This is a genomic window from Oerskovia sp. PE-21s, from assembly GCF_056158145.1.
This window is the reverse complement of sequence record NZ_JBUXJM010000004.1, coordinates 81,435-102,031: the sequence shown is the minus strand read 5'-3', so window position 1 is coordinate 102,031 and position 20,597 is coordinate 81,435. Positions and strand designations below refer to the sequence as shown.

General features: G+C 73.1%; 15 protein-coding genes. 8 read left to right on the top strand and 7 right to left on the bottom strand.

Going from position 1 to position 20,597, the window contains the following annotated elements; all coding sequences use genetic code 11:
• Positions 1-48: 48 nt before the first annotated feature.
• The gene (locus tag ACZDYF_RS09040) at positions 49-1,068 is read left to right on the top strand and encodes a transglutaminase-like domain-containing protein (RefSeq protein WP_475055677.1); all 1,020 of its coding nucleotides are present in this window, start codon (positions 49-51) and stop codon (positions 1,066-1,068) included.
• Between the two features lie 51 nt (positions 1,069-1,119).
• Here the strand turns inward: ACZDYF_RS09040 and ACZDYF_RS09035 are convergent, their stop codons facing one another.
• Complete coding sequence (locus ACZDYF_RS09035) at positions 1,120-5,061, bottom strand: TM0106 family RecB-like putative nuclease (RefSeq protein ID WP_475056563.1); 3,942 nt, start codon at positions 5,059-5,061, stop codon at positions 1,120-1,122.
• A gap of 257 nt (positions 5,062-5,318) precedes the next feature.
• On the opposite strand from ACZDYF_RS09035, the gene ACZDYF_RS09030 reads away from it, so the two are divergent.
• Positions 5,319-6,332: an excalibur calcium-binding domain-containing protein gene (locus tag ACZDYF_RS09030; RefSeq protein ID WP_475055675.1), complete on the top strand. Its 1,014-nt coding sequence runs from the start codon at positions 5,319-5,321 to the stop codon at positions 6,330-6,332.
• Positions 6,333-6,429: 97 nt separating this feature from the next.
• On the opposite strand, the gene ACZDYF_RS09025 is transcribed toward ACZDYF_RS09030, so the two are convergent.
• From ACZDYF_RS09025 to ACZDYF_RS09010, 4 genes are all read right to left on the bottom strand, one after another.
• Positions 6,430-7,194, bottom strand: a complete 765-nt coding sequence (locus ACZDYF_RS09025) for an amino acid ABC transporter ATP-binding protein (RefSeq protein WP_191790054.1) — start codon at positions 7,192-7,194, stop codon at positions 6,430-6,432.
• A gap of 86 nt (positions 7,195-7,280) precedes the next feature.
• Positions 7,281-8,324 (bottom strand): amino acid ABC transporter permease, encoded by a 1,044-nt coding sequence (locus ACZDYF_RS09020; protein WP_191789982.1) that lies wholly within the window; start codon positions 8,322-8,324, stop codon positions 7,281-7,283.
• 29 nt (positions 8,325-8,353) lie between these two features.
• Positions 8,354-9,277, bottom strand: a complete 924-nt coding sequence (locus ACZDYF_RS09015) for an ABC transporter substrate-binding protein (RefSeq protein ID WP_191789983.1) — start codon at positions 9,275-9,277, stop codon at positions 8,354-8,356.
• Positions 9,278-9,471: 194 nt separating this feature from the next.
• Positions 9,472-10,401, bottom strand: a complete 930-nt coding sequence (locus tag ACZDYF_RS09010; protein WP_475055670.1) for an ABC transporter substrate-binding protein — start codon at positions 10,399-10,401, stop codon at positions 9,472-9,474.
• A gap of 571 nt (positions 10,402-10,972) precedes the next feature.
• On the opposite strand from ACZDYF_RS09010, the gene ACZDYF_RS09005 reads away from it, so the two are divergent.
• Both ACZDYF_RS09005 and ACZDYF_RS09000 read left to right on the top strand, forming a co-directional pair.
• The gene (locus ACZDYF_RS09005) at positions 10,973-12,967 is read left to right on the top strand and encodes an ABC transporter ATP-binding protein (protein ID WP_475055668.1); all 1,995 of its coding nucleotides are present in this window, start codon (positions 10,973-10,975) and stop codon (positions 12,965-12,967) included.
• 5 nt (positions 12,968-12,972) lie between these two features.
• The gene (locus tag ACZDYF_RS09000) at positions 12,973-14,868 is read left to right on the top strand and encodes an ATP-binding cassette domain-containing protein (RefSeq protein WP_475055666.1); all 1,896 of its coding nucleotides are present in this window, start codon (positions 12,973-12,975) and stop codon (positions 14,866-14,868) included.
• Between the two features lie 89 nt (positions 14,869-14,957).
• Here ACZDYF_RS09000 and ACZDYF_RS08995 read toward each other — a convergent pair whose 3' ends face one another.
• On the bottom strand, positions 14,958-16,127 hold the full coding sequence (locus ACZDYF_RS08995; protein WP_475055663.1) for a winged helix DNA-binding domain-containing protein: 1,170 nt from the start codon (positions 16,125-16,127) through the stop codon (positions 14,958-14,960).
• 1 nt (position 16,128) lies between these two features.
• A complete protein-coding gene (locus ACZDYF_RS08990) occupies positions 16,129-16,815 on the bottom strand; it encodes an LmeA family phospholipid-binding protein (protein ID WP_191789988.1) in 687 nt (228 codons plus the stop codon).
• A 125-nt stretch (positions 16,816-16,940) separates the two neighbouring features.
• Here ACZDYF_RS08990 and ACZDYF_RS08985 point away from each other — a divergent pair, with 125 nt between their 5' ends.
• From ACZDYF_RS08985 to ACZDYF_RS08970, 4 genes are all read left to right on the top strand, one after another.
• The gene (locus ACZDYF_RS08985; RefSeq protein WP_204806908.1) at positions 16,941-17,723 is read left to right on the top strand and encodes an LLM class F420-dependent oxidoreductase; all 783 of its coding nucleotides are present in this window, start codon (positions 16,941-16,943) and stop codon (positions 17,721-17,723) included.
• A gap of 138 nt (positions 17,724-17,861) precedes the next feature.
• Positions 17,862-19,151 (top strand): multidrug effflux MFS transporter, encoded by a 1,290-nt coding sequence (locus ACZDYF_RS08980; RefSeq protein ID WP_475055658.1) that lies wholly within the window; start codon positions 17,862-17,864, stop codon positions 19,149-19,151.
• 283 nt (positions 19,152-19,434) lie between these two features.
• The gene (locus ACZDYF_RS08975; protein WP_475055656.1) at positions 19,435-19,806 is read left to right on the top strand and encodes a VOC family protein; all 372 of its coding nucleotides are present in this window, start codon (positions 19,435-19,437) and stop codon (positions 19,804-19,806) included.
• Between the two features lie 34 nt (positions 19,807-19,840).
• Entirely contained in the window at positions 19,841-20,596 is a 756-nt protein-coding gene (locus ACZDYF_RS08970; protein ID WP_204806905.1) for a uracil-DNA glycosylase, read from the top strand.
• The last annotated feature ends 1 nt before the right edge of the window (position 20,597 follow it).

Here is a 20,597-nt window from a genome sequence, read left to right as displayed (position 1 = left end):
TGGTGCCCGGCATCACGCCGCTCGTGACCCGCGACCTCGGAGGATCCGATGAACGACCCGTCCAACCGCCTCGAGCAGGTCGGCGCGACCGCCGTCCATCCCGCGGTCGCCCGCTGGGTGGCCCACTCGCCGTACTCCTCGCCCGGGGAGCACGCCCACCTCCTGCGGGCAGCGCCCACCGCACCGGACGCCCTGGGGCAGGTCGCGCGCAACGTGATCGCGCACTATCGCGCCGAGGCTGCGGTCATGCCGGCCGAGCGTGCCACGGACGTCGACAGCCGGTGGCTCGCGACGATCCTCGACCTCGACCACTCCCGGCACGGGACCGCGCTCACCGAGCCCCGAGAGGTCTGCGACCGGGTGGGAGGCTGCTGCCGGGACCACGCCCTGCTGACGGTCGGAGTGCTGCGCGAGCACGGCATCCCCGCCAGGACCCGCGTGGGGTTCGTCTCGTACTTCACGCCCGGCTTCCACCACGATCACGTCGTCGTCGAGCACTGGGCGGACGGCCGCTGGGTGCGCTGGGACCCAGAGCTCACCGCGGGAGACCCGGCGTTCCCGTTCGACCCCCTGGATCTTCCACGGGGCACGGGGGACGTGGCCGAGGACCTGGCTCTACCGTTCGTCCCCGCAGCCACGGCCTGGCTCGCGCTCCGTGCCGGGCTGGCGGACGCGGACCTGTTCGGGGTGGACCCGGGGCTGCCGTTCCGCGGCGACTGGTTCGTCCACGACTACGTCGTGTTCGAGCTGGCCCACCGTCAGGGGGACGAGCTGCTGCTGTGGGACACGTGGGGGGCGATGAGCACGGACGACAACCTCGAGGGCGCCGACCTCACGCTGGTCGACGAGATCGCGAAACTGCTCGTCCGTGCCGACCAGGGCGACCAGGAGGCGGAGGACGAGCTCACCGAACGCTATGCCGCCGACGACCGCCTGCATCCTGGGCCACGGGTGCGCACCCTCTCCCTCACGGGACCCAGCAGATGGACCGACCTCACCGACCGGCACCTCGACCTCACCGACCGGCACCTCGACGCTGCCGACAGCTTGAGGCCGCCGACGGCCTGAGTGCGGGGTAGTCGTCGTCGGGAGCCCGACACGACGACAGCTACCCCGCACTCAGCGGAGCGGCGAGCGGCTGCCCGAGCTGCACAGACCGATGAACGCGCCCAGCTCGGCGAGCTCCTCGGGGTGGTTTGGCAGGTAGTCGGTGAGCCGGGGCGAGCGGACCACGACCGCGCACCACTGACCCCGCGAGACCGCGACGTTGACGCGGTTGCGCGAGAGGAGGAACTCCATGCCGCGCGGCACGTCCTCGCGCGCCGAGGCCGTCATCGAGACGATCGCGACGGGCGCCTCCTTGCCCTGGAACTTGTCGACCGTGCCGACACGCACGTCGCCCAGCCCCGCGGCCGCGAGCGCGTGGCGCACGGTCCACACCTGCGCGTTGTAGGGGGCCACGACGACGAAGTCGTCCTCCGTGAGTACTCGCGAGGCCGGTGCGGCGCCGTCCGACCCACCGGGCCCCCCGGGGTACCACGTCGTCCCGAGCAGGTCCTTGACCTGCCGCACGATCTCCTGCGCCTCCTCGACCGAGGACACCGCGTTGCCCGCGTGCTCGACCTCGACGACGTGCACGCCGGGCTCGACGCCCACGAGGACCCGCTCGCCCGCGGCGGCCTCCGCGTGCAGGAGCCCTTCGTACGCGAGCTCCGAGACGGCGTCGCACAGCGCGGGGTGCATGCGCCACGAGCGGGCCAGGAAGTAGCCGAACTCGGGTGGCAGCACGTCGTGCCCGCCACCCGCACGGGTCAGCCACCCGAGCGCCGACTGGTCGACGGGCTCGGGGTGCTGACCCTGCGAGACCTGCGGGAGCTGCTGCGGGTCGCCGAGCAGCAGGAGCCTCTGCGCGGCCCGGGAGACCGCGATCGTGTTGGCGAGCGAGAACTGCCCGGCCTCGTCGATCACGAGCAGGTCTAGCTCGCCGTCGCCGAAGCGTTCGGCGTGCGCGAAGTCCCAGGCCGTCCCGCCGACGACGCAGGGCCCCTCGGCGACGAAGGCCGCGGTCTGCGGGGAGTCGACGAGGCGCCAGGGCACGAGCCGCGACCCTTCGGGTAGGGCGGCCGCCGCGACTTCGTCGGGCAGGCCTGCGCCCACCTCACGGCCGACGGCCGACACGTCGCGCCCCTTGGGACCCGAGGCCTTCTTGCCCACGCGGTCCGCGGGCACGCCGCCCTTGGTGATCACGCCCGCGAGGACGTTCTCGACGACGTCGTGCGACTGCGCCACGACGCCCACGCGCCACCCCTCGGCGACGAGGCGGCCGACGACCTTGGACGCGAGGTGGGTCTTGCCCGTGCCGGGCGGGCCCTGGACACCCAGGTAGGAGCCGTCGAGGTCCCTGACCGCGTCGGTCACGGCGTCGACGTACCGCTCGGGGCCGTCGCCCAGGACGGGCAGCGGGTCGCCGGACACCGTGCGCGGCGGGCGACGGCGGAGCAGGTCGAGCGCCGGGTGGTCCGGGAGCACCAGGGGCGCAGCGACGCCGGCGGGGTTCTGCGCCTGCACGGTCGTGGCCAGCGCCCGGATCGACGCCTCCTGCTGCGGCGTCGGCAGCACCTGCCCGACCGCGAGCGCCATGGGCAGCGCGTCGTGCGGAGCGACCCCCTTGGGCACGGGCAGGCGCACGTCGAGGACGTCGACCTCGCGGCCGTTCCCGAGCCGTCCGCGCTCGACGCCGTGGACGCGCACGCTCCCCGTCGACCACCGCACCGCGCCGTGCGCGGGTTCGATCCCCTCGGGTGCCGACCCCTCGAAGAGCGCGGTGGCGCCGTCGTACCCGGCCTTGAGCTCCGACCCGTCCGGCAGCTCGCCGAACAGGCGCAGGCGACGCGACGGGTTGCTGCGCGGCGTGGCCTTCGCCCAGTCCTCGATCACCTCGGCCCGTTCCACGAGGAAGTACGCACGCGGCGTCTGCCACTGGTCGACCGGCTCCTTGAGGCGTGCGAAGAACTCCTGCCAGAACGGCTTGGCCTCGCGCCAGTAGTACCCGACGCCCGCGCCCAGGAGCGCGACGGCCTCCTCGTCGTCGGTCCGTCCGTCCCCCGCGCGACCGTCCACGCCGCCCGCGAGCGCGCAGACGTCGAGCTCGACCTGCTCGGCCTCGGCGCGCTTGGCGCGGCGCGCGACCTCCGCGTCGGTCAGCTCGAGCGCGGGCGGCCGGTCGTCCTCCCAGCCGTCGCCGAGGGGGACGGCGAGCGGGCCCGGGGCGGAGGTCGCGGGAGCGGCGCGCCCCGCGAGCCCCAGGAGGAACTCGTGCAGGCGCAGGGTCGAGAGGCAGTCGTACTCGTTGTAGTCGGCGATGCCGTGCAGCAGGCGCTCGGCCTCCTCGGTGCGGCCCGCGTCGCGCGCCGCGCAGTACGTCGCGTACGCCACGACCGACGCCGCGGCGTCCGTGACGTCCCCGCCCCGGAGCTGGTCGCCCATGTAGAGGGGTTCGAGCTTCTTGATCGAGTACGACGGCGCCGACACCTTGAGCGAGTGGCGCACGGTCGAGTAGAGGTCCACGAGGACGCCCTCGCGCAGGAGGTCGTCGACCTCCTGCTCGTACACGCCGTGCCGGGCCGCGATCGAGAGCAGGTGCGTCTTCTCGTACGACGCGTAGTGGTAGACGTGCAGCCCCGGGTACTGGGCGCGGCGCTTGGCGAGGTAGTCGACGAAGTCGACGAGCGCCTGCTTCTCCTGGTCGAGGTCGTGGGCCCAGAACGCGGTGAAGGGCGGCTTCTCGCCGGGGCTGGCCGGTCGCTCGACGAGCCCGAACAGGTAGTCGATGTTCCAGACGATGCCCTCGGGCGAGGCGTCGGGCGCGGACCACAGCGGGTCGCCCTCGAAGTCGAAGAACACGTCGCCCGGGTCGGGGCGCGGCAGGTCGCGCAGCGGGGCGGGGTCGACGACGACGTAGGACAGGGTGTGCTGCTCGGGCTCGGCGGCGCCCTCGGGACCGGCTCCCTCCCCGCTGCCCCCGGCGGCGGGCGTGCTCCACGTGACCGACCCGCTGGGGCCCGGCCCGACGTCTGGCACCCTTCCCCCGTCGACCGGCACGTCGACCAGGCCGGCCTGGAGCCGCGCCTGGACGCGCAGGGTCTCGAACGTGCGCGCCGCCAGGCCCTGGGGCGGCTCGGTCGCGGCCGCGAGCTGGGTCATGGTCGTGATGCCGGCGGCGCGGAGCCGGACGCGCTGGGTGCTGCGCAGGCCCGCGACGCGCAGCACGTCGTCGTGCGCGGTGACCTGCTGCGCGCAGTACACGCACGTGCCGCACTGACGCAGGCCGGGCGCGTCCCAGGCCACGGGCTCGCCGCTCGCCCGGTGCGCGTCCAGGAGGCGCAGCAGCTCGGTGCGCCGCTCGCGGAAGACGGGCAGGACGTCCGCGAGCCGGTGGTCGGTCACGGCGCGCGTCCCGAGGATCAGGTGCAGGGCCGGGGAGGTCTCGACCCCGGCCGCGAGGAGCTGGTCGGCGTAGGCCGCGAGCTGGAGCAGCGCGGGGACCTTCGCGCGGCGCGCGAGCTTGGCGTCGTACACGGCGTACACCGGGCCGGCGCTTCCCGGAGCCCCCAGGCCGCCCGACGTCGTCGGGCCGGTTGCATGGGGCCACGCGTGCGCCGCCCGGCTGTCGGTGCGGATCAGGAAGTCCGCGCGCCCGTGGAAGCGTCCGTCGAAGAAGGAGCCCTGGTAGACGACGTCGACGCCGTCGCTCAGGGCGTCGAGCGTCGCGGCGTGCGCGGCCTCCAGGTCCCCGCGCCGCACGGTGCGCGGCACCGGCACCTCGCGGATCGCGTCGGCCCCCACGAGGTCGACGAAGCCCGCGAGCACCTGCTGCTCGTGCACGTCGCCGAGGGTCGCGGTCCGCTCGAGCATGTCGTCGACCTCGACAGCGGGGTGCGCGGCGCGCCCCACCTTCTCGTCGAGGGTGCGCAGCAGGCGGTACTCGCACTCGCTCGCCGCGACGAGGTCGCTGGCCGAGAAGACGAGCAGGGGCTCGACGGTCGGGTCCTGCTGGTCCATCAGGAACACGGCGACTCCTCGCGGTCACTGGGCCGGTCACGACGGGCTGTCGATCGAGGACGCGGCGGCGCCCCGGCCCGGTTCCTTTCTACCGGGCGCCGCCCACATCCTGGTCTCCGCCGACGACCACGGGGCACCTCCCTACCCGCCGCGGGCCGCAGCGGGTCCCACGAGGCACCCTGGACACCCCGGAATTGGCATCGACGGGCCGTCCTGCAGCATAGTGAGCGCGCAGGAACCGTCGAAGGAGAGCTCCCATGGCCGTACATTTCAACCCGCCGCCCGGCTGGTTGGTACCTCCCGGTTTCTCCCCTTCGTCGGAGTGGCACCCGGATCCCGCCTGGCCGGCCGCTCCCGCAGGCTGGGTCTTCTGGGTCGAGGCCGCACCGACTCCCCCGCCCGCCCCGCCCGCGGCCGGTGCCGAGGCGTGGTCGCGACAGACCCCGGGCGGCGGGATCCCGCTCCACTTCCCGACCGCGACCGTCCCCGTGACGTCGGCGCACGGGGCTGCGTCCCCCTCCGCACCGTCACCGACCAGCCCGCCGTCCGCGCCGACGCGTCGCTCGCTGCGCGACGTCGGCGGCGCGAGAGGAGCCCCGGCCGAGTCGCCGTCCTCGACCATGATCCTGCCGGTCGTCGGCGGTGCCGCGGCGGCTGGTCACGCCGGGCACGGCGCGGGTCCTGCCGTCCCCCTCCCCGCCGCCCCGGCCGAGCCGACCGCGTCCGCGCACGGGCCGCTCGCGATCTTCTCGGGTGACGACGAGCCCCGGGAGGAGCGCTCGTACATGCGCTGGCTCCTGCCCCTGGGCGTCGGTGTCGGAGGGGTCGCAGTCGGGCTCATCCTCGGGCTGGGCGTGACGCTCAAGGCGCAGTCGGAGGCTGGCGACGCCACCGCCGCCGCAGCGCAGACGACCGAGCAGATGGCGGCCGAACGGGCCAAGCTCGACACCGAGCGCGCCGACCTGGACACCCAGCTCGCGGGCATCACGGCCTCGACCGAGGCGGTCGCCGCCCGGGAGGCCGCGGTCTCGGCCCTCGAGACCGAGCTCGAGGCGCGCAAGATCGCGCTCGACGAGCGCGAGGCCACGATCGCGGAGAAGGAGGCCGACGCGGGGAACGACGACGGCGGCTGGCAGAGCGGGAAGGTCAACGGCATCTACCTGACGTGCGACGCCGTGAAGCGTGACGGCAAGGCCCCGCTCAAGCAGGGCGACGACGGCTTCAACCCGGCGCTCGACTGGGACGGCAACGGGGTCGCCTGCGAGCGCTGACACCGAGGGGAGCAGCCGCCCGGGGCGGGCGCGCGCCGCGACGGCGATGGCCCCCGGATCTCTCGATCCAGGGGCCGCGAGTCGTGCGGGCAGATCTCTACAGCACGTGCGCCAGGAACTCCCGGGTCCGCTCCTCGCGCGGGTTCGTGAGCACCTCGCGGGGGTCGCCCTGCTCGACGATCACGCCGTCGTCCATGAACACCACGTGGTCGCCGACCTCGCGCGCGAAGCCGATCTCGTGGGTCACGACGATCATCGTCATGCCGCTCTCGGCGAGGTCGCGCATGACCGCGAGCACCTCGCCCACGAGCTCGGGGTCGAGCGCCGACGTCGGCTCGTCGAACAGCATGAGCTCGGGGTCCATCGCGAGCGCCCGCGCGATCGCGACGCGCTGCTGCTGGCCGCCAGAGAGCTGGGCCGGGTAGTGGTCCATGCGGTCCGCGAGGCCGACCCGCTCGAGCAGCTCCACGGCCCGCGCGCGGGCCTGCGCCCGCGACAGCCCGCGGACCTGGACCGGCGCCTCCATGACGTTCTGGAGCGCCGTCATGTGCGGGAACAGGTTGAAGCGCTGGAACACCATGCCGATGCGCGAGCGCTGCTCGGCGATGACCTTGGGGTGCAGGCGGTGCAGCCGCTTCTTGCCGTTGTTCTCGACCTCGCGGTAGCCGATCAGGTCGCCGTCGACGTAGATGCGTCCCGCCGTGAGGTCCTCGAGCTCGTTGATGCAGCGCAGCAGCGTGGACTTGCCCGAGCCCGACGGGCCCAGCACGACGCACACCGAGCCGCGCGGCACCTCGAGGTCCACGCCCTTGAGGACGTGGACGTCGCCGAAGGCCTTGTGGACCCCGACGATCTCCACCATGGGCGCGACGGACGCGTCGGCGGGCGACGCCGTCGGGCCCGTCGCCGCGGCCGCAGCGCCGGACGTGCTGTCGAGTGCGTCCGCGGTCACGGGGTCACCTCCAGGAAGGGGTCGGCGTTCGCGGTCGTGCCCGACGCCGCTATCGCCTCCTGCTTGCTCGGCTTCTTCGGGCCCCTGCCCGGCTTGCGACGACGGCTCGTGCCCGTCGACGTGCCGAACCCGCGCCCGTAGTACTGCTCGATGAAGTGCTGGCCGACCATGAGGATGCTCGTGATCAGCAGGTACCAGATCGCCGCGACCATGAGCAGCGGGATCGGGAGGAAGATGCGGTTCGCGATCGCGTTGGACGCGAACGTCAGGTCCAGGCTGAACGGCACCGCGAGGACCAGCGACGTGGTCTTGAGCATCGAGATCGTCTCGTTGCCCGTCGGCGGGACGATCACGCGCATGGCCTGCGGCAGGATGATGCGCCGCAGGATCTTGCCGTCCTTCATGCCGAGGGCCTTCGCGGCCTCGGCCTGCCCCGGGTCCACCGACCCGAGACCGGCGCGCACGATCTCCGCGAGGTACGCGGCCTCGTTGAGCGCCAGGCCCAGGATCGCGGCGCGGGCCGCGGTGAAGAGGTCCGCCGTGTCGAAGACGAACCACTCGGGCCCGAACGGGACCCCCAGGCTCAGCTTGGGGTAGAGCACCGAGATGAGGCCCCAGAACACGAGCTGCGTGTAGATCGGGGTGCCGCGGAAGAACCAGATGTAGAACCAGCTCGTCGCGCGCATGACCGGGTTGTCCGAACGCCGCATGACCGCGAGGATCACCGCGAGGACGACCGCGATGGCCATCGAGGAGAACGTCAGGATCAGCGTCCACCCGACGCCGCGCATGATCTGCACGTCACGCAGGTAGAGCCAGACGACGTCCCACCGGAACTTCTCGTTCGTGACCAGGCCGTGCACGGCCATGGCCGCGAGGACCAGGAGGACCACGGCCGCCGCCCAGCGCCCCGGCCGGGGCACCGGGACCGCACGGATGCGGTCCGGTATCCGGTCGACAGGCGCGGTCGCCGTGCCGCGGCTCGCGGAACCACCGCTCGGGGGACCGTCGGGCGTCGGGGTGCTGGGCGGCTGGGCCATGGCTACCTCTGTTCTGTCAGGGGATCGGCTCAGGAGACCACGGGGTTGAGCTCGGCCGTGGTCACCGCACCGGAGGTGTTGCCCCAGGTGTCGAGGATGGTCGTGTAGTCGCTGTCGTCCATGAGCTTCTGCACCGCGGCCTGGACGGCCTGCGCGAGCGCGGTGTCGTCCTTGGCGATCGCGATGCCGTGCAGCGAGTCGGCGAAGATGTCGCCGAGCTGCTCGATCTGGCCACCGGTCTGCGTCACGGCGTACGCGACGACCTGCGAGTCCGCGTACATGACGTCGGCCTTGCCACCGACCAGGTTCGTCGTGACGTCGGCCTGGCTCGCGTAGCGCAGCGGCGTGATGTCCGCCTTGCCCGCGGCCTCGCAGTCCGCCATCAGCCCGTCGAGCGCGTCGTCCTCGACCGTGCCCGTCTGGACCGCGATGCTCAGGCCGCACACGTCGGACGGGTCGACGTCCTTCGGGTTGCCCTTGGCCACGGCGAACGCCTCGCCCGCACGGAAGTAGCTGACCATGTTGACCTCGGCAGTGCGCTCCGGGGTGATCGTGAAGCCCGAGACGCCGATGTCGTACTTGGAGCCGATCGCCGGGATGATCGAGGAGAAGTCGGCGTTGGTGACCTCGACGTCGAGGCCCAGCACGGCGCCGATCGCCTTGGCGAGGTCGACGTCGTACCCGACGATGGTCTTGCCGTCGTCGCCGATGAACTCGGCCGGGGCGTAGGTCGCGTTGGTGCCGACCGTCAGGGTGCCTGCCTCGGCGACGTCGGCCGGGAGCATCGCCGCGATCGCGTCGTCCTTGGCGATGGTCGACGGGTCGAACGCCTCGGCGGACGAGCCGCCCTCGGTGGGCGAGGAACCGGAGCCCGAGGAGGCGTCGGTGCACGCCGTGAGCGCGAGCGTCGCGGCGATGGCGGTGAGGGCGGTGAGGACGGGCAGCCTGCGCATGGGGGTCTCTCGTTTCGTGGTGGTGATCTCCGGCGCCGACCTCAGGGGGGTGGGTCACACGCCGCGCAACGCGGGCAGCACGGAGCGGCGCCGCACCGTTGCCCTCCCAGTTTCCCGCGCGGGCGCCCGGACTGGCAAAACGGGGGCGCCTCGTGGTGCCGGACCCGAGGTCGGGCCCGGCACCACCGGCAGCGTCAGGAGACCGGCGGGTTGACCACGGCCTCGTCGAGAGCCCCGTCCTCGTTGCCCCACGAGGCCAGGATGTCGCTGAACGTGCCGTCCTCCATGAGGACCGTGAGCGCCGCCTGGATCGCGGCCGCGAGCGCGGTGTCCGCCTTCGCGGTCACGATGCCCTGGGGCGCCGAGTCGAAGACCTCCCCGATCTGCTCGATCTCCCCCTTGGTCTGCTCGACCGCGTACGACACGATCGGCGAATCCGCGTACATGATGTCGGCCTTGCCGCCGACGAGGTTGACCGTCGCGTCGGCCTGGTTGTCGTAGCGCAGGATCTGGAGCGGCTGCTCACCGTCCTCCTCGCAGGTCGTGCTGATCTCGTCGGCCCCCTCGTCCTCGACCGTGCCCGTCTGGACCGCGACCGTCAGCCCGCAGATGTTCGACGGGTCGACCTTCTTCGGGTTGCCCTTCTGCACCGAGAACGCCTCGCCCGCGTTGAAGTAGCTGATCATGTTGGCCTCGGCCATGCGCTCGGCCGTGATCGTGAACGACGAGATCCCGACGTCGTACTTGGTGCCCAGCGCCGGGATGATGCCCGGGAAGTCCGCCGACTCGACGACGACCTCGAGCCCCAGGACCGCGCCCACGGCCGAGATGATGTCGATGTCGTACCCGACGGGCGTCGACCCGTCCGCCGCGATGAACTCCGCGGGCGCGTACTCGGTGTTCGACGCGACCACGAGCTTGCCGGCGCTCGCGATCTCGGCCGGCAGCAGCGCCGCCGCGGCGTCGTCCTTCTCCACCGACGTGAGGTCGAAGGGGGCCACCGTGGCCGTCTCCCCCGAGGCCCCGGCGGACGAGGAGTCGGCAGGCTGCGAGGCGTCCGTGCAGGCCGTGAGGGCCAGGGTCGCCGCGGCCGTGACCGCGACGAGGAGTGGCATCTTGCGCATGAGAGCTCCGATCGGTGGGTACGTCGTGGCGCGTCACTCTAGGGGTGATACGTCTCGCTCGCGTCACGGACGGGTTTCGGTTCGGCACCTTGCTCGCCCGGTCGCCGACCACCCTGCGAAAAGGAAGCGACCCTCACCAACCACCTGCGCTACTGTCGGCGCGCACCGACAGACGGCCGCCACCGACGGCAGCCGCACGCGACCGGAGGGGAGCCGCCCATGACACGCACACCCACGTGCCCGCGCTGGCGCCCCTCCCCCTGCACACCCCGCCAGGTCACCACCGGATGACGCGGCGCGGGACGTTCGCTCGGCAGGCTCCTCGGAGCCGACCAGCGCCGTCCCGGGCCCGCACCGTCCGCCCCCGCAGCCTCCGCACGCCCACCGCCGTGCCGAGTCCCTGGGACCCGCGCAGCCGCGCGACCCGCCCTGCCGCGGCAGCACACCCCCACCAGCACCCGACCCGCCCGTCGGCGTACCCGTCCCCGGACGTGAGCGACGCCGTCGGGCCGCGCGGCCTCGCAGGCAGGCGCACCCGCAGACCGACCCGTCCCACCCACCGGAGGTACCGATGACCGACGACCCACCCGCGCACGCCCCCGACGGCGCGGCGCGCCTGCCCCGCACGAGCTCGCTCAAGGCCACGCTCGCCGCCCGCGCCTCGCGCTGGACCGACCTCGCGCAGCTCCTGCCCCAGGCCGGCAAGCCGCTCGTCGCCGCGGCCGCGCTGCTCAACGTGCTCCTGGGGCTGCTGCCGCTCGCGTTCATCGTCCTCATCGGCTACGTCCTGTACCTCGTGCCGCTCGTCGCCGAGAGCACGTCCGGGACGGGCCACCCGCCCGGCACCCCCGGCTGGTCCGAGCTCTGGACGACGCTCGCCCTCGCGGTCGGCGTGTTCGTGGTCCAGCAGGTCCTCGCGCCCTTCCAGGCAGGCGTCACCGAGGTCATCGCGCGCCGCGTCGACGAGCACTGCATCGACCGGCTCATGAGCGCCGCGCTGCACGACGCGCCGCTGAACGCGCTCGAGAGCCCCGAGGCCCTCGACCTGCTGGCCGACGCCCGCGCGGCCTTCGCCCGCGAGGCGCGCCCACCGGGGGACGCGGCCGCCGCGCTGCTGTCGCTCCTGTCGCGCTACGTCCAGCTGCTCGGCGCGATCGTGCTGGTGGGCGTCGTCATCTCCCCCCTCGCGGGGGTCGTGATCCTGGCGACCGGGCTCTCGATGCGGTTCGGGGTGCGCGGGACCCTCGGCAAGTTCGCCGACATGTGGGACGCGCTGTCGGGCTCTCGTCGCAAGGTCTTCTACCTGCGGGACCTCGCGACGGGCGCCCGGGCGGCCAAGGAGATCCGTCTGCTGGGTCTGCTCCCCTGGGTGCGGGCTCGCCTGCGCGCGGACACCATGGCCGCGTACGAACCCGCCTGGGCGGGGAGCCGCAAGCTCCAGTTCTGGCCCATCATCGGGCTATCGTGCGTGGGCCTCGTGGGTGGCGCGGTCGTCCTCGCGCTCCTGGCCGACGCCGCCGCGTCCGGCAGGCTGAACCTGTTCCAGCTCGGCGTCGCGCTCCAGGCCGTGCTGATCCCCATGCGGTTCGGGGTGTACTTCCCCGAGGCCGACGTGCAGACCCAGTTCGGCCTGCACTCGTTCCACGCGCTGCGGACGTTCGAGCAGCAGATCGCCTCGGCCCGTCCGGCGCGTCCGACGGCTCGCGTCGCGGCGCGGCGCCCCGAGCGGGGCATCCGCTTCGAGGGCGTGCGCTTCCGCTACACCGACGACACCCCGTGGGTGCTCGACGGCCTCGACCTCGAGCTCGGCGCCGGGCGGTCCACGGCGATCGTGGGGCTCAACGGCGCGGGCAAGACGACGCTCGTCAAGCTCCTCGCCGGGCTCTACGAGCCGGTCGAGGGCCGGATCCTGGTCGACGGCGTCGACCTGCGTGACCTCGACACGCAGGACTGGCAGCGGCAGCTCGCGCTGATCTTCCAGGACTACGTGCGCTACGAGCTCACGGCCGCGGAGAACATCGGCCTGGGTGCGCCCGCGCTGCTCGACGACCGTGACGCCATCACGGCCGCGGCCAGCAGGGCCGGGGCGCTCGACGCCCTGAGCGGACTGCCCGAGGGGCTCGACACCACGCTCTCGCGCCGCTACCCCGGCGGGCGCGACCTGTCGGGCGGGCAGTGGCAGCGGGTCGCGCTCGCCCGGGCGCTCCTCGCGATCCAGGGCGGCTCGTCCGTCCTGGTCCTCGACGAGCCGACGGCGCAGCTCGACGTGCGTGCCGAGGCGGAGTTCTTCGACCGCTTCCTCGCGACCACGGAGAACATCACGAGCGTCGTCATCTCGCACCGCTTCTCGACCGTCCGCCACGCGGACCGGATCGCCGTGATCGAGCACGGCCGCGTCGTCGAGTGCGGCGACCACGTCGAGCTCGTCGCGCTCGGCGGCCGCTACGCCGACCTGTTCGAGCTCCAGGCACAACGCTTCCGCGACACCGCGTCCGTGGGCGCGACCGCGTCGGCCGAGGCCGACGACCCCACCAGCCCCATCGCAGAGACGGAGACCGCATCGTGAGGACCATGCTCAGAGCCGCACGCTTCTTCCTCGTCCTGGGCTACCGCACGGACAGGCGCCGCCTGCTCACGGCGGCGATCCTCATGACGATCGGCTACCTCGCCGGGCCGCTCGTCGGCGTCGCGCTCGGCGCCCTGACGAACGCCGCCCTCGACCAGCAGACGGGCCTCGCGATCAGCCTGGGCGTGTGCGTCGCGGTCCTGCTGATCTTCGAGCTCATGATGGGCCACTTCGCGCACCTGTACTACTTCGAGCTCGCGGACCTGCAGCAGCTCGAGCTGACCGACGAGGTCGCGAGGCTCGCGCACGGCAACCCGCGGATCGACCAGTTCGACCGGCCGCGGTTCGCCGAGCTCCTGACCCTGGTCACCGAGGGGCTGCAGCGCGTGCGGTCCGCGCTCGAGGCGACGCTCCAGCTCAGCGGGCTGCTGCTCCAGGTCACGATCACGACCGTCATCCTGGCGTTGGTCGAGCCGTGGCTGCTGCTGCTGCCGCTCGCCGCGCTGCCGCCCGTGCTCCTCAACAACCGGGCACAGAAGGTGCTCGACTCCGCCCGCGACGCGTCCGCGCACGAGGTCCAGCTCTCGACGCACCTCGTCTCGCTCGCGACCACGGGCAGCTCGGCCAAGGAGGTGCGCCTGTTCGGCGCACAGGCCCCGGTCGTCGCGCGCCAGCGTGCGGCGTGGTCGGCGACGACGGCCCGTGTGTGGTCGGCGCACCGCCGCAGCGCCTTGCTGCGCGCGGCCGGGCAGGCGTGGTTCGCGTGCGCGTACGGCGTCGCGGTGTTCCTGGTCGTGCGCCAGGCCGTCACGGGATCGGCGAACGTGGGCCAGGTCGTCCTGGTCATCACGCTCGCGGTCCAGGTGAGCGTCCAGGTCTCGGGCGCGCTCGCGCTGCTCGGCACGTTGCAGGGCGTCGGGCGCACCGTGTCGCACGTCGAGGAGCTGCGGGCGTCGGTCGCGCGTCCCGCCTCTCCGGCGGCACCCGGCCAACCGGTGCCCGACGGCGCCGCGCACCCGGGTGCGTCCGGCACCCCGGTCGGCGAGGACGTGGCGACCGCGTCGTCGGGCACCGTCACCGCGCCCGCGGGTGAGCCCGCGGACCCGCGGGGCGTGCCCACGCGGCTCACGCGCGGCGTGCGCTTCGAGGACGTGACCTTCACCTACCCCGACACGGACCGCGTCATCCTCGACGGCGTGAGCCTCGACGTGCCCGCGGGGTCGACCCTCGCGGTCGTGGGCGACAACGGCGCGGGCAAGAGCACTCTCGTCAAGCTGCTGTGCGGGCTGTACCGGCCGACGTCGGGGCGGATCCTCGTCGATGGCGTCGACCTGCGCGACCTCGACGACGCCGAGTGGCAGGCGCGCACCGCGACCCTGTTCCAGGACTTCGCGCGGTTCGAGCTCACGATCCGCGAGAACGTGGGCGTGGGGCGGCTCGCGTCGCTCGACGTCGACGAGGACCTGTGGGCCGCGCTCGACCGGGCGCGCGGTCGCGGCATCGTCGAGAAGCAGGCGGCCGGGCTCGACCAGCTCCTGGGGCACGGGTACGGGAACGGTGTCGGGCTCTCGGGCGGTCAGTGGCAGACGCTCGGTCTCGGGCGCACGCTCCTGCGCCGTGAGCCGCTGCTGCTCGTCCTCGACGAGCCCGCCGCTGCGCTCGACGCCGCGGCCGAGCACGCGCTGTTCGAGCGGTTCGTCGCGACGGCCGACGAGGCCGGACGGGCCGGGGGCGCGATCACGTGCTTCGTGTCGCACCGGTTCTCGACCGTGCGGGACGCGGACCAGATCGTGGTGCTCGACGCCGGCAAGGTCCGCGAGCACGGCGACCACGCGGCCCTCATGGCGCGCGGCGACCTGTACGCGGAGCTGTTCGGCCTCCAGGCGGGCGCGTACGCGTAGGGGTCGCACGCGAGGTGGGTGGGGTGGGTCGGGTGGCTCGGTCGAGCCGCCTGGCCCACCTCGGGTCCGGTGCCGGGTCCGGCGCCGTGTCAGGACGCCTCGTACGCCACGCCCCAGTGGGCTGCGAGCCGCTCCGCCTGGGCGTCGAAGCCCTGCTGCTCGGCCCGGGTCAGCGGCCGGAAGAGCTGGGTGTCGAGGCGCAGGGTCTTCGCGGTCAGGGCGTGCCGCCACCGCCCGACCACGCGGCCGTCCACGGCGATCACGTGCAGGAACGGCGACACCTCCGTGCCGGGAAGGCGCAGCGGGAGCACGGCCGGGGCCTCGGCCGAGAGCGGGTCGCGGGCCAGGTCGCGGCTGTCCTTGTACGACACGAAGTACTCGTCGTACCCCTGGAGCAGGTCCACCTGTACAGTGCGCTCGGTGGTGCCGTGCTCGGCGGGTCGCGGGCCGTCGACGAGCCGCCAGAACGACAGGCCCTCGGCATCGCCCACGCCTGCGACCTGCTCGACGTCCGCACCCAGCAGCGCCAGCCCCTCGCGCGCCCGCGTCAGCGTGAGGCCCGACCAGCCCGCGAAGTCCTTGACGGTCGCGAGCCCCCGGCTGCGCAGGTACCGCCGCAGCAGCTCGACGAGCGCGGCGTCGTCGTCGTACGTCGCGCCGAGGGGCCCGTAGCCCGCGGGCACGCGCTCGTCGAACGCCGCGTACGTCTGCTGCTTGCCGCGAAGCGCGCCGCTGACGAGGACCCCGTCGAGCTCGGCCCGCATCACGATGTACGTGAACGCGAGCCCGTTCGACGGCAGGCCACGGTCCGCGAGGAGCGCCGCGAGCTCGGCCCGCGTCCGGTGGTTCCCTCCCGCGACGGCCTCGGCGAGCACGTCGGTCGCGGCCGCGTCGTGCGCCGGGCCGCCCAGGTCCGGGTAGTACGGCCGGTTGAGACGATGCACCCGGGGCGCGGTGAGCCGCAGGAGCCAGCGGGCGTCGTCGGGCAGGACGTGGTGCCACGTGGGGCGCAGGACGTGCGTGCGCAGGAACGCGCCCGCGGAGAAGTCGTCGCGCACGGAAGCCACCGAGGGCGCCCCCGCGGTGCGCTGCGCGAGCCCCCACAGGGACGGGTTGAACTCCTGCGACTGGACGGCCCCCAGGTGCCCGACGACGGCGCGCACGCTCGCGAGCCCGTCGCCCCGCAGGGAGTGCGCGACGAGGCGCGTCGCGACGACCGCCTCCGCGTCAGGCGACCCGAGCGCCCCCGAGCCGCTCACCTCACGACACCGCGAGGTCCGCGAGCGCGACGTCCTTCCCGGACAGCTCGACCCGGATCGCCCCGTCGCTCACCCCGACCGACGTGAGGCTGACGCCCTGCGGAAGGTCGAGCGGGACCGTCAGGTTCGTCACGAGCTTCGCGATCGGTGCCGGGAGGTCCGAGATCGTGATGGTCGCGGGGCCCAGGGTCAGCGCGGAGACGTCGACCGCGATCGTGTTGCCGTCGACGCGCGGCGTGAGCCGCGCCGACAGCGGCACCCCCAGGACGTCCATGCTCGCGACGAGCAGGTCCCCCTCGGTGCTGAACGTGACCGGCTCGCCGACCGCCTCGCTCACGACCGCGTCGAGCGACGACGGCGCGAGGAGCCCCGTCGCGGTCCCCGACCGGACGACGTAGGGGTCGCTCGTCGAGACACCGCGCGCGTCGAGGTCCAGGTCGGTCACGGTGTACCCGCCGAACGTGGCCGTGGCCGCCGACCCCGTCACGTGGTCCAGCTCGCCGCCGGCGACCTGGGTCAGGAACGGGAAGCCCAGGATGTCGAGGTTCGCATCGGTGAGCTCGACGTCACCCTGCTCCATGGACCGCACCGCGGTCCCCTCGGCGATACGCACCGTGACACGGTCGACCACCACGAGCACGAGCACCAGGACGACGAGCCCGCCGACCACCCACCACCATCGCTTCATCCGCCCACAGTAGGTGCCGATTCTGGACATCGCCCGGCCGTTGCGCATCTGTGACCTGCGGAGTTGGCCACGATGCGAGGAAAGACCTCGCCGTCTCGGCACCAGGCGTGTCTAGGCTGAGGCCCATGACTCGTCCCGTACGCATCGGTGTCCAGCTCCAGCCACAGCATGCCGACTACCCCCAGATCCGCGACGCGGTCGCCCGCGCCGAGGACGCCGGGGTCGACGTGATCTTCAACTGGGACCACTTCTTCCCGCTGACGGGCGACCCCGACGGTAAGCACTTCGAGTGCTGGACCATGCTCGGCGCGTGGGCCGAGCAGACGAGCCGCGTCGAGATCGGGGCGCTCGTCACGTGCAACAGCTACCGCAACCCCGAGCTCCTCGCAGACATGGCCCGCACGGTCGACCACATCTCCGGTGGCCGCCTGATCCTCGGGATCGGCGCGGGCTGGTTCGAGAAGGACTACGACCAGTTCGGCTACGAGTTCGGCACCGCGGGCTCACGCATCGCCGACCTCGCGGACGCCCTCCCCCGCATCAAGGCCCGGTGGGCCGCGTCCAACCCGGCTCCTACCCGCGAGATCCCGATCCTCGTCGGGGGAGGTGGCGAGCGCAAGACGCTGCGCATCGTGGCCGAGCACGCGACGGCCTGGCACTCGTTCGGCGACGCCGCGACGCTCGCCCGCAAGAGCGCGATCCTCGACGAGCACGGCGTCGCCGTCGGGAGGGACACGGCCTCGCTCGTCGAGCGGTCGGTCGCGGTCAACCGACCCCCTGCCGAGGTGGGCGAGGAGCTCGTGGGCCTCGGCGCGACCCTCCTGACCGTCGGTGTCAGCGGACCCGACTACGACCTGTCGCTCGTGAAGCAGTGGGTCGCCTGGCGCGACGAGCGCGCCCAGGGCTGACCCGTCTCACCCCTCGGATGCCGTACGGCGTCCGGGAACAACGGTCTGGTGGTCGGGGTTGGCGCAGTCATGGCCACCCCACCACCAGCGTCGTCAGCGTCCGCGCCCACGCGCGCCACCCGGATCACCGTCGGCTTCGTGCTGCTCCTGTCGGCGCTCACGGCGATCGGCCCGCTCACGATCGACCTGTACCTCTCGGCCTTCCCGCAGATCGTCACGGAGCTCGGCACGACCGAGTCCCGCATCCAGCTCACGCTCACCGCGACCCTCGCGGGCCTCGCGCTGGGCCAGCTCCTCATCGGCTCGCTCTCCGACGCGGTCGGGCGGCGCCTGCCGCTGCTGTCCGCGCTCTCGATCTACGTGCTGGCCTCGGTCGGGATCGTGTTCGTCCAGTCGATCGAGATGCTGACCGTGCTGCGGTTCGTCCAGGGCCTCACGGCCGCAGCCGGCATGGTCCTGTCGATGGCGATCGTGCGCGACAACTTCGAGGGTTTCCTGGTCGGCAAGGTCATCGCGCGCCTCATGCTGGTCGTGGGCGTCGCGCCGATCCTGGCCCCGACGATCGGCGCCCAGTTCCTGCGGATGGGCTCGTGGCGCCTGATGTTCGTGGCCCTCGCGGTCTTCGGCGTGCTGCTGCTCGTCCTCGCCGCGCTGCGCCTCAAGGAGTCGCTGCCCCCGGCGATGCGGCGGACGGGTGGCACGTCGGCGGCGCTGCGCTCGTACGGGTCGCTCGTGCGCGACTGGTCGTTCTTCGGCCTCGCGCTGCTCGGCGGGTTCTACATGGCCGCCATGTTCACCTACATCTCGGCGTCGACGTTCGTGTTCCAGGAGCAGTTCGGCCTGAGCGCCCAGCAGTACGCGATCATCTTCGGCGCGGGCGCGGTGTCGGTGACGATCGGCAGCCAGGTCAACGGCGCGCTCGTCGGGCGCGTGACGCCCGAGCAGATCCTGCGCGTGATCGTGCCGGTCGGGATGGTCCTCTCTGCGGGGTTGCTCGCCGCAACCCTGAGCGGGGCGGGACTGCCCGTGATCGTCGCCCTGATCGTCCTGACGCTCGGCACCGCCGGGTTCGTCATGCCGTCGGTCCCTGCGGTCGCCCTCGAGCGCAACGCGCACCGGGCCGGCAGCGCCGCGGCCCTGCTCGGGGCCATGCAGTTCGGCGTCGGCGCAGGCATCGCGCCCCTCACGGGCCTCATCGGCGGGGACGTCACGATCACCATGGCCGCGGTCATGTTCGGCGTCATCTCGGTCGCGGGGCTGCTGCTGCTGAGTCTGACGAGGTCGCTGCGGGCACCGGTCGAGGGGACGGCCGACGAGCCGGTGCTCGTCTCCGACGCGTCCGAGCTCGGGGTCGTCGCGGCGGCCGAGGCCGTGGTCGAGGCCGCCGAGGCGTCGGCGACCGCAACCCCGGCACCCCGCCGCGCCTGAGCCGCGCCTGCTCGGACCACGCCGGCCTGGACCACGTCTGCCGCCCCGCGCCCGGTCGACGCCGTCGAACATGCGGTGGGCGTCCGCCGAGCATGCGGTGGGCGTCCGAACTCCCCCGGATCGCGACGCCAACCGCATGCTCGGCACCGAGGAGGTGGCACCCAGGGGGTGGCGACGCGGGACAGTCCCGGCCAGCGGGTGGCCGCTTCTCTTCGTACGGTGGAGAGGTGTCCGCCTCCGGCGGGCCGTGCAGATCACCAGCCGATCAGCAGGAGCGAGAACCATGGACTGGAAGCTCGAGCTCATCCCCGTGCCCGTGTCGGACATCGACCGGGCCAAGGCGTTCTACGTCGACCAGGTCGGGTTCCACGCCGACCACGACATCCCCGTCAACGACGACCTGCGGTTCGTGCAGCTCACCCCACCGGGTTCCGCCTGCTCGATCGTGCTCGACGTCAACATGACCGACATGCCGTCGGGTGCGCAGCGCGGTCTGCAGGTCGTCGTACCGGACGCCGACGAGGCCCGTCAGCACCTCCTCGACCACGGCGTCGACGCCCCTCCTGTCGAGGACCTGCCGTGGGGCCGGTTCACGTACTTCGCAGACCCGGACGGCAACACCTGGGCGTTGCAGCAGCTCGTCCGGCAGGGGTGACAGCAGCGGTGGGGCGACGTTCGCGGGAGGTGACGTGCCGCGCGAGGTGAGCGCCGTCGTCGGGCCCGACGACGCCACGTACCCCCTCCAGGCCCGTTCCGCCCGGAGCGTCGGGGCGCTCGACGAGGTGCTCGTCGAGTGCAGGGCCTGCCCGCGACTGGTCGCGTGGCGCGAACGGGTGGCGGCGGAGAAGCGGGCCTCGTTCCGTGACGAGACGTACTGGGCGCGGCCCGTGCCCGGGTTCGGCGACGAGCGGGCTGCGGTCCTCGTGGTCGGGCTGGCGCCTGCCGCGCACGGCGCGAACCGCACGGGACGCATGTTCACGGGCGACCGTTCGGGAGACTTCCTGTTCGCGTCGATGTTCCGCACGGGGTTCGCGAACCAGCCCACGTCGGTGAGCGCGGACGACGGGCTCGTGCTGACCGGGATCCGCGTCACGGCTCCGGTCCGCTGCGCCCCGCCCGCGAACAAGCCGACCCCGCTCGAACGTCGGACGTGCGCGCCGTACCTGGGGCGCGAGCTCGAGCTCGTCGGGCCGCGGGTCGCGGTGGTGCTCGGCGCGTTCGGGTGGCAGGCGCTGCTCGCGACGCTCGACGACCAGGGGTGGTCGGTCCCGCGCCCGCGGCCGCGGTTCGGTCACGGGGCCGAGGTGCGTCTCACGCATCCCGACGGTCGCACGCTGACCCTGCTCGGGTGCTTCCACGTGAGCCAGCAGAACACGTTCACGGGTCGGCTGACGCCCGAGATGCTCGACGCGGTGCTGCTGCGAGCGCGGGACCTCGCCGACTGAC

What these genes read in the sequence shown, in the direction of transcription:
- ACZDYF_RS09040 (WP_475055677.1), top strand. Translation starts at nt 49, where the DNA reads ATGAACGACCCGTCCAACCGCCTCGAGCAGGTCGGCGCGACCGCCGTC.
- ACZDYF_RS08990 (WP_191789988.1), bottom strand. Translation starts at nt 16,815, where the DNA reads ATGAAGCGATGGTGGTGGGTGGTCGGCGGGCTCGTCGTCCTGGTGCTC.
- ACZDYF_RS08975 (WP_475055656.1), top strand. Translation starts at nt 19,435, where the DNA reads ATGGACTGGAAGCTCGAGCTCATCCCCGTGCCCGTGTCGGACATCGAC.
- ACZDYF_RS09015 (WP_191789983.1), bottom strand. Translation starts at nt 9,277, where the DNA reads ATGCGCAGGCTGCCCGTCCTCACCGCCCTCACCGCCATCGCCGCGACG.
- ACZDYF_RS09035 (WP_475056563.1), bottom strand. Translation starts at nt 5,061, where the DNA reads ATGGACCAGCAGGACCCGACCGTCGAGCCCCTGCTCGTCTTCTCGGCC.
- ACZDYF_RS09030 (WP_475055675.1), top strand. Translation starts at nt 5,319, where the DNA reads ATGGCCGTACATTTCAACCCGCCGCCCGGCTGGTTGGTACCTCCCGGT.
- ACZDYF_RS09025 (WP_191790054.1), bottom strand. Translation starts at nt 7,194, where the DNA reads ATGGTGGAGATCGTCGGGGTCCACAAGGCCTTCGGCGACGTCCACGTC.
- ACZDYF_RS09000 (WP_475055666.1), top strand. Translation starts at nt 12,973, where the DNA reads ATGCTCAGAGCCGCACGCTTCTTCCTCGTCCTGGGCTACCGCACGGAC.
- ACZDYF_RS09010 (WP_475055670.1), bottom strand. Translation starts at nt 10,401, where the DNA reads ATGCGCAAGATGCCACTCCTCGTCGCGGTCACGGCCGCGGCGACCCTG.
- ACZDYF_RS08985 (WP_204806908.1), top strand. Translation starts at nt 16,941, where the DNA reads ATGACTCGTCCCGTACGCATCGGTGTCCAGCTCCAGCCACAGCATGCC.
- ACZDYF_RS09005 (WP_475055668.1), top strand. Translation starts at nt 10,973, where the DNA reads ATGACCGACGACCCACCCGCGCACGCCCCCGACGGCGCGGCGCGCCTG.
- ACZDYF_RS09020 (WP_191789982.1), bottom strand. Translation starts at nt 8,324, where the DNA reads ATGGCCCAGCCGCCCAGCACCCCGACGCCCGACGGTCCCCCGAGCGGT.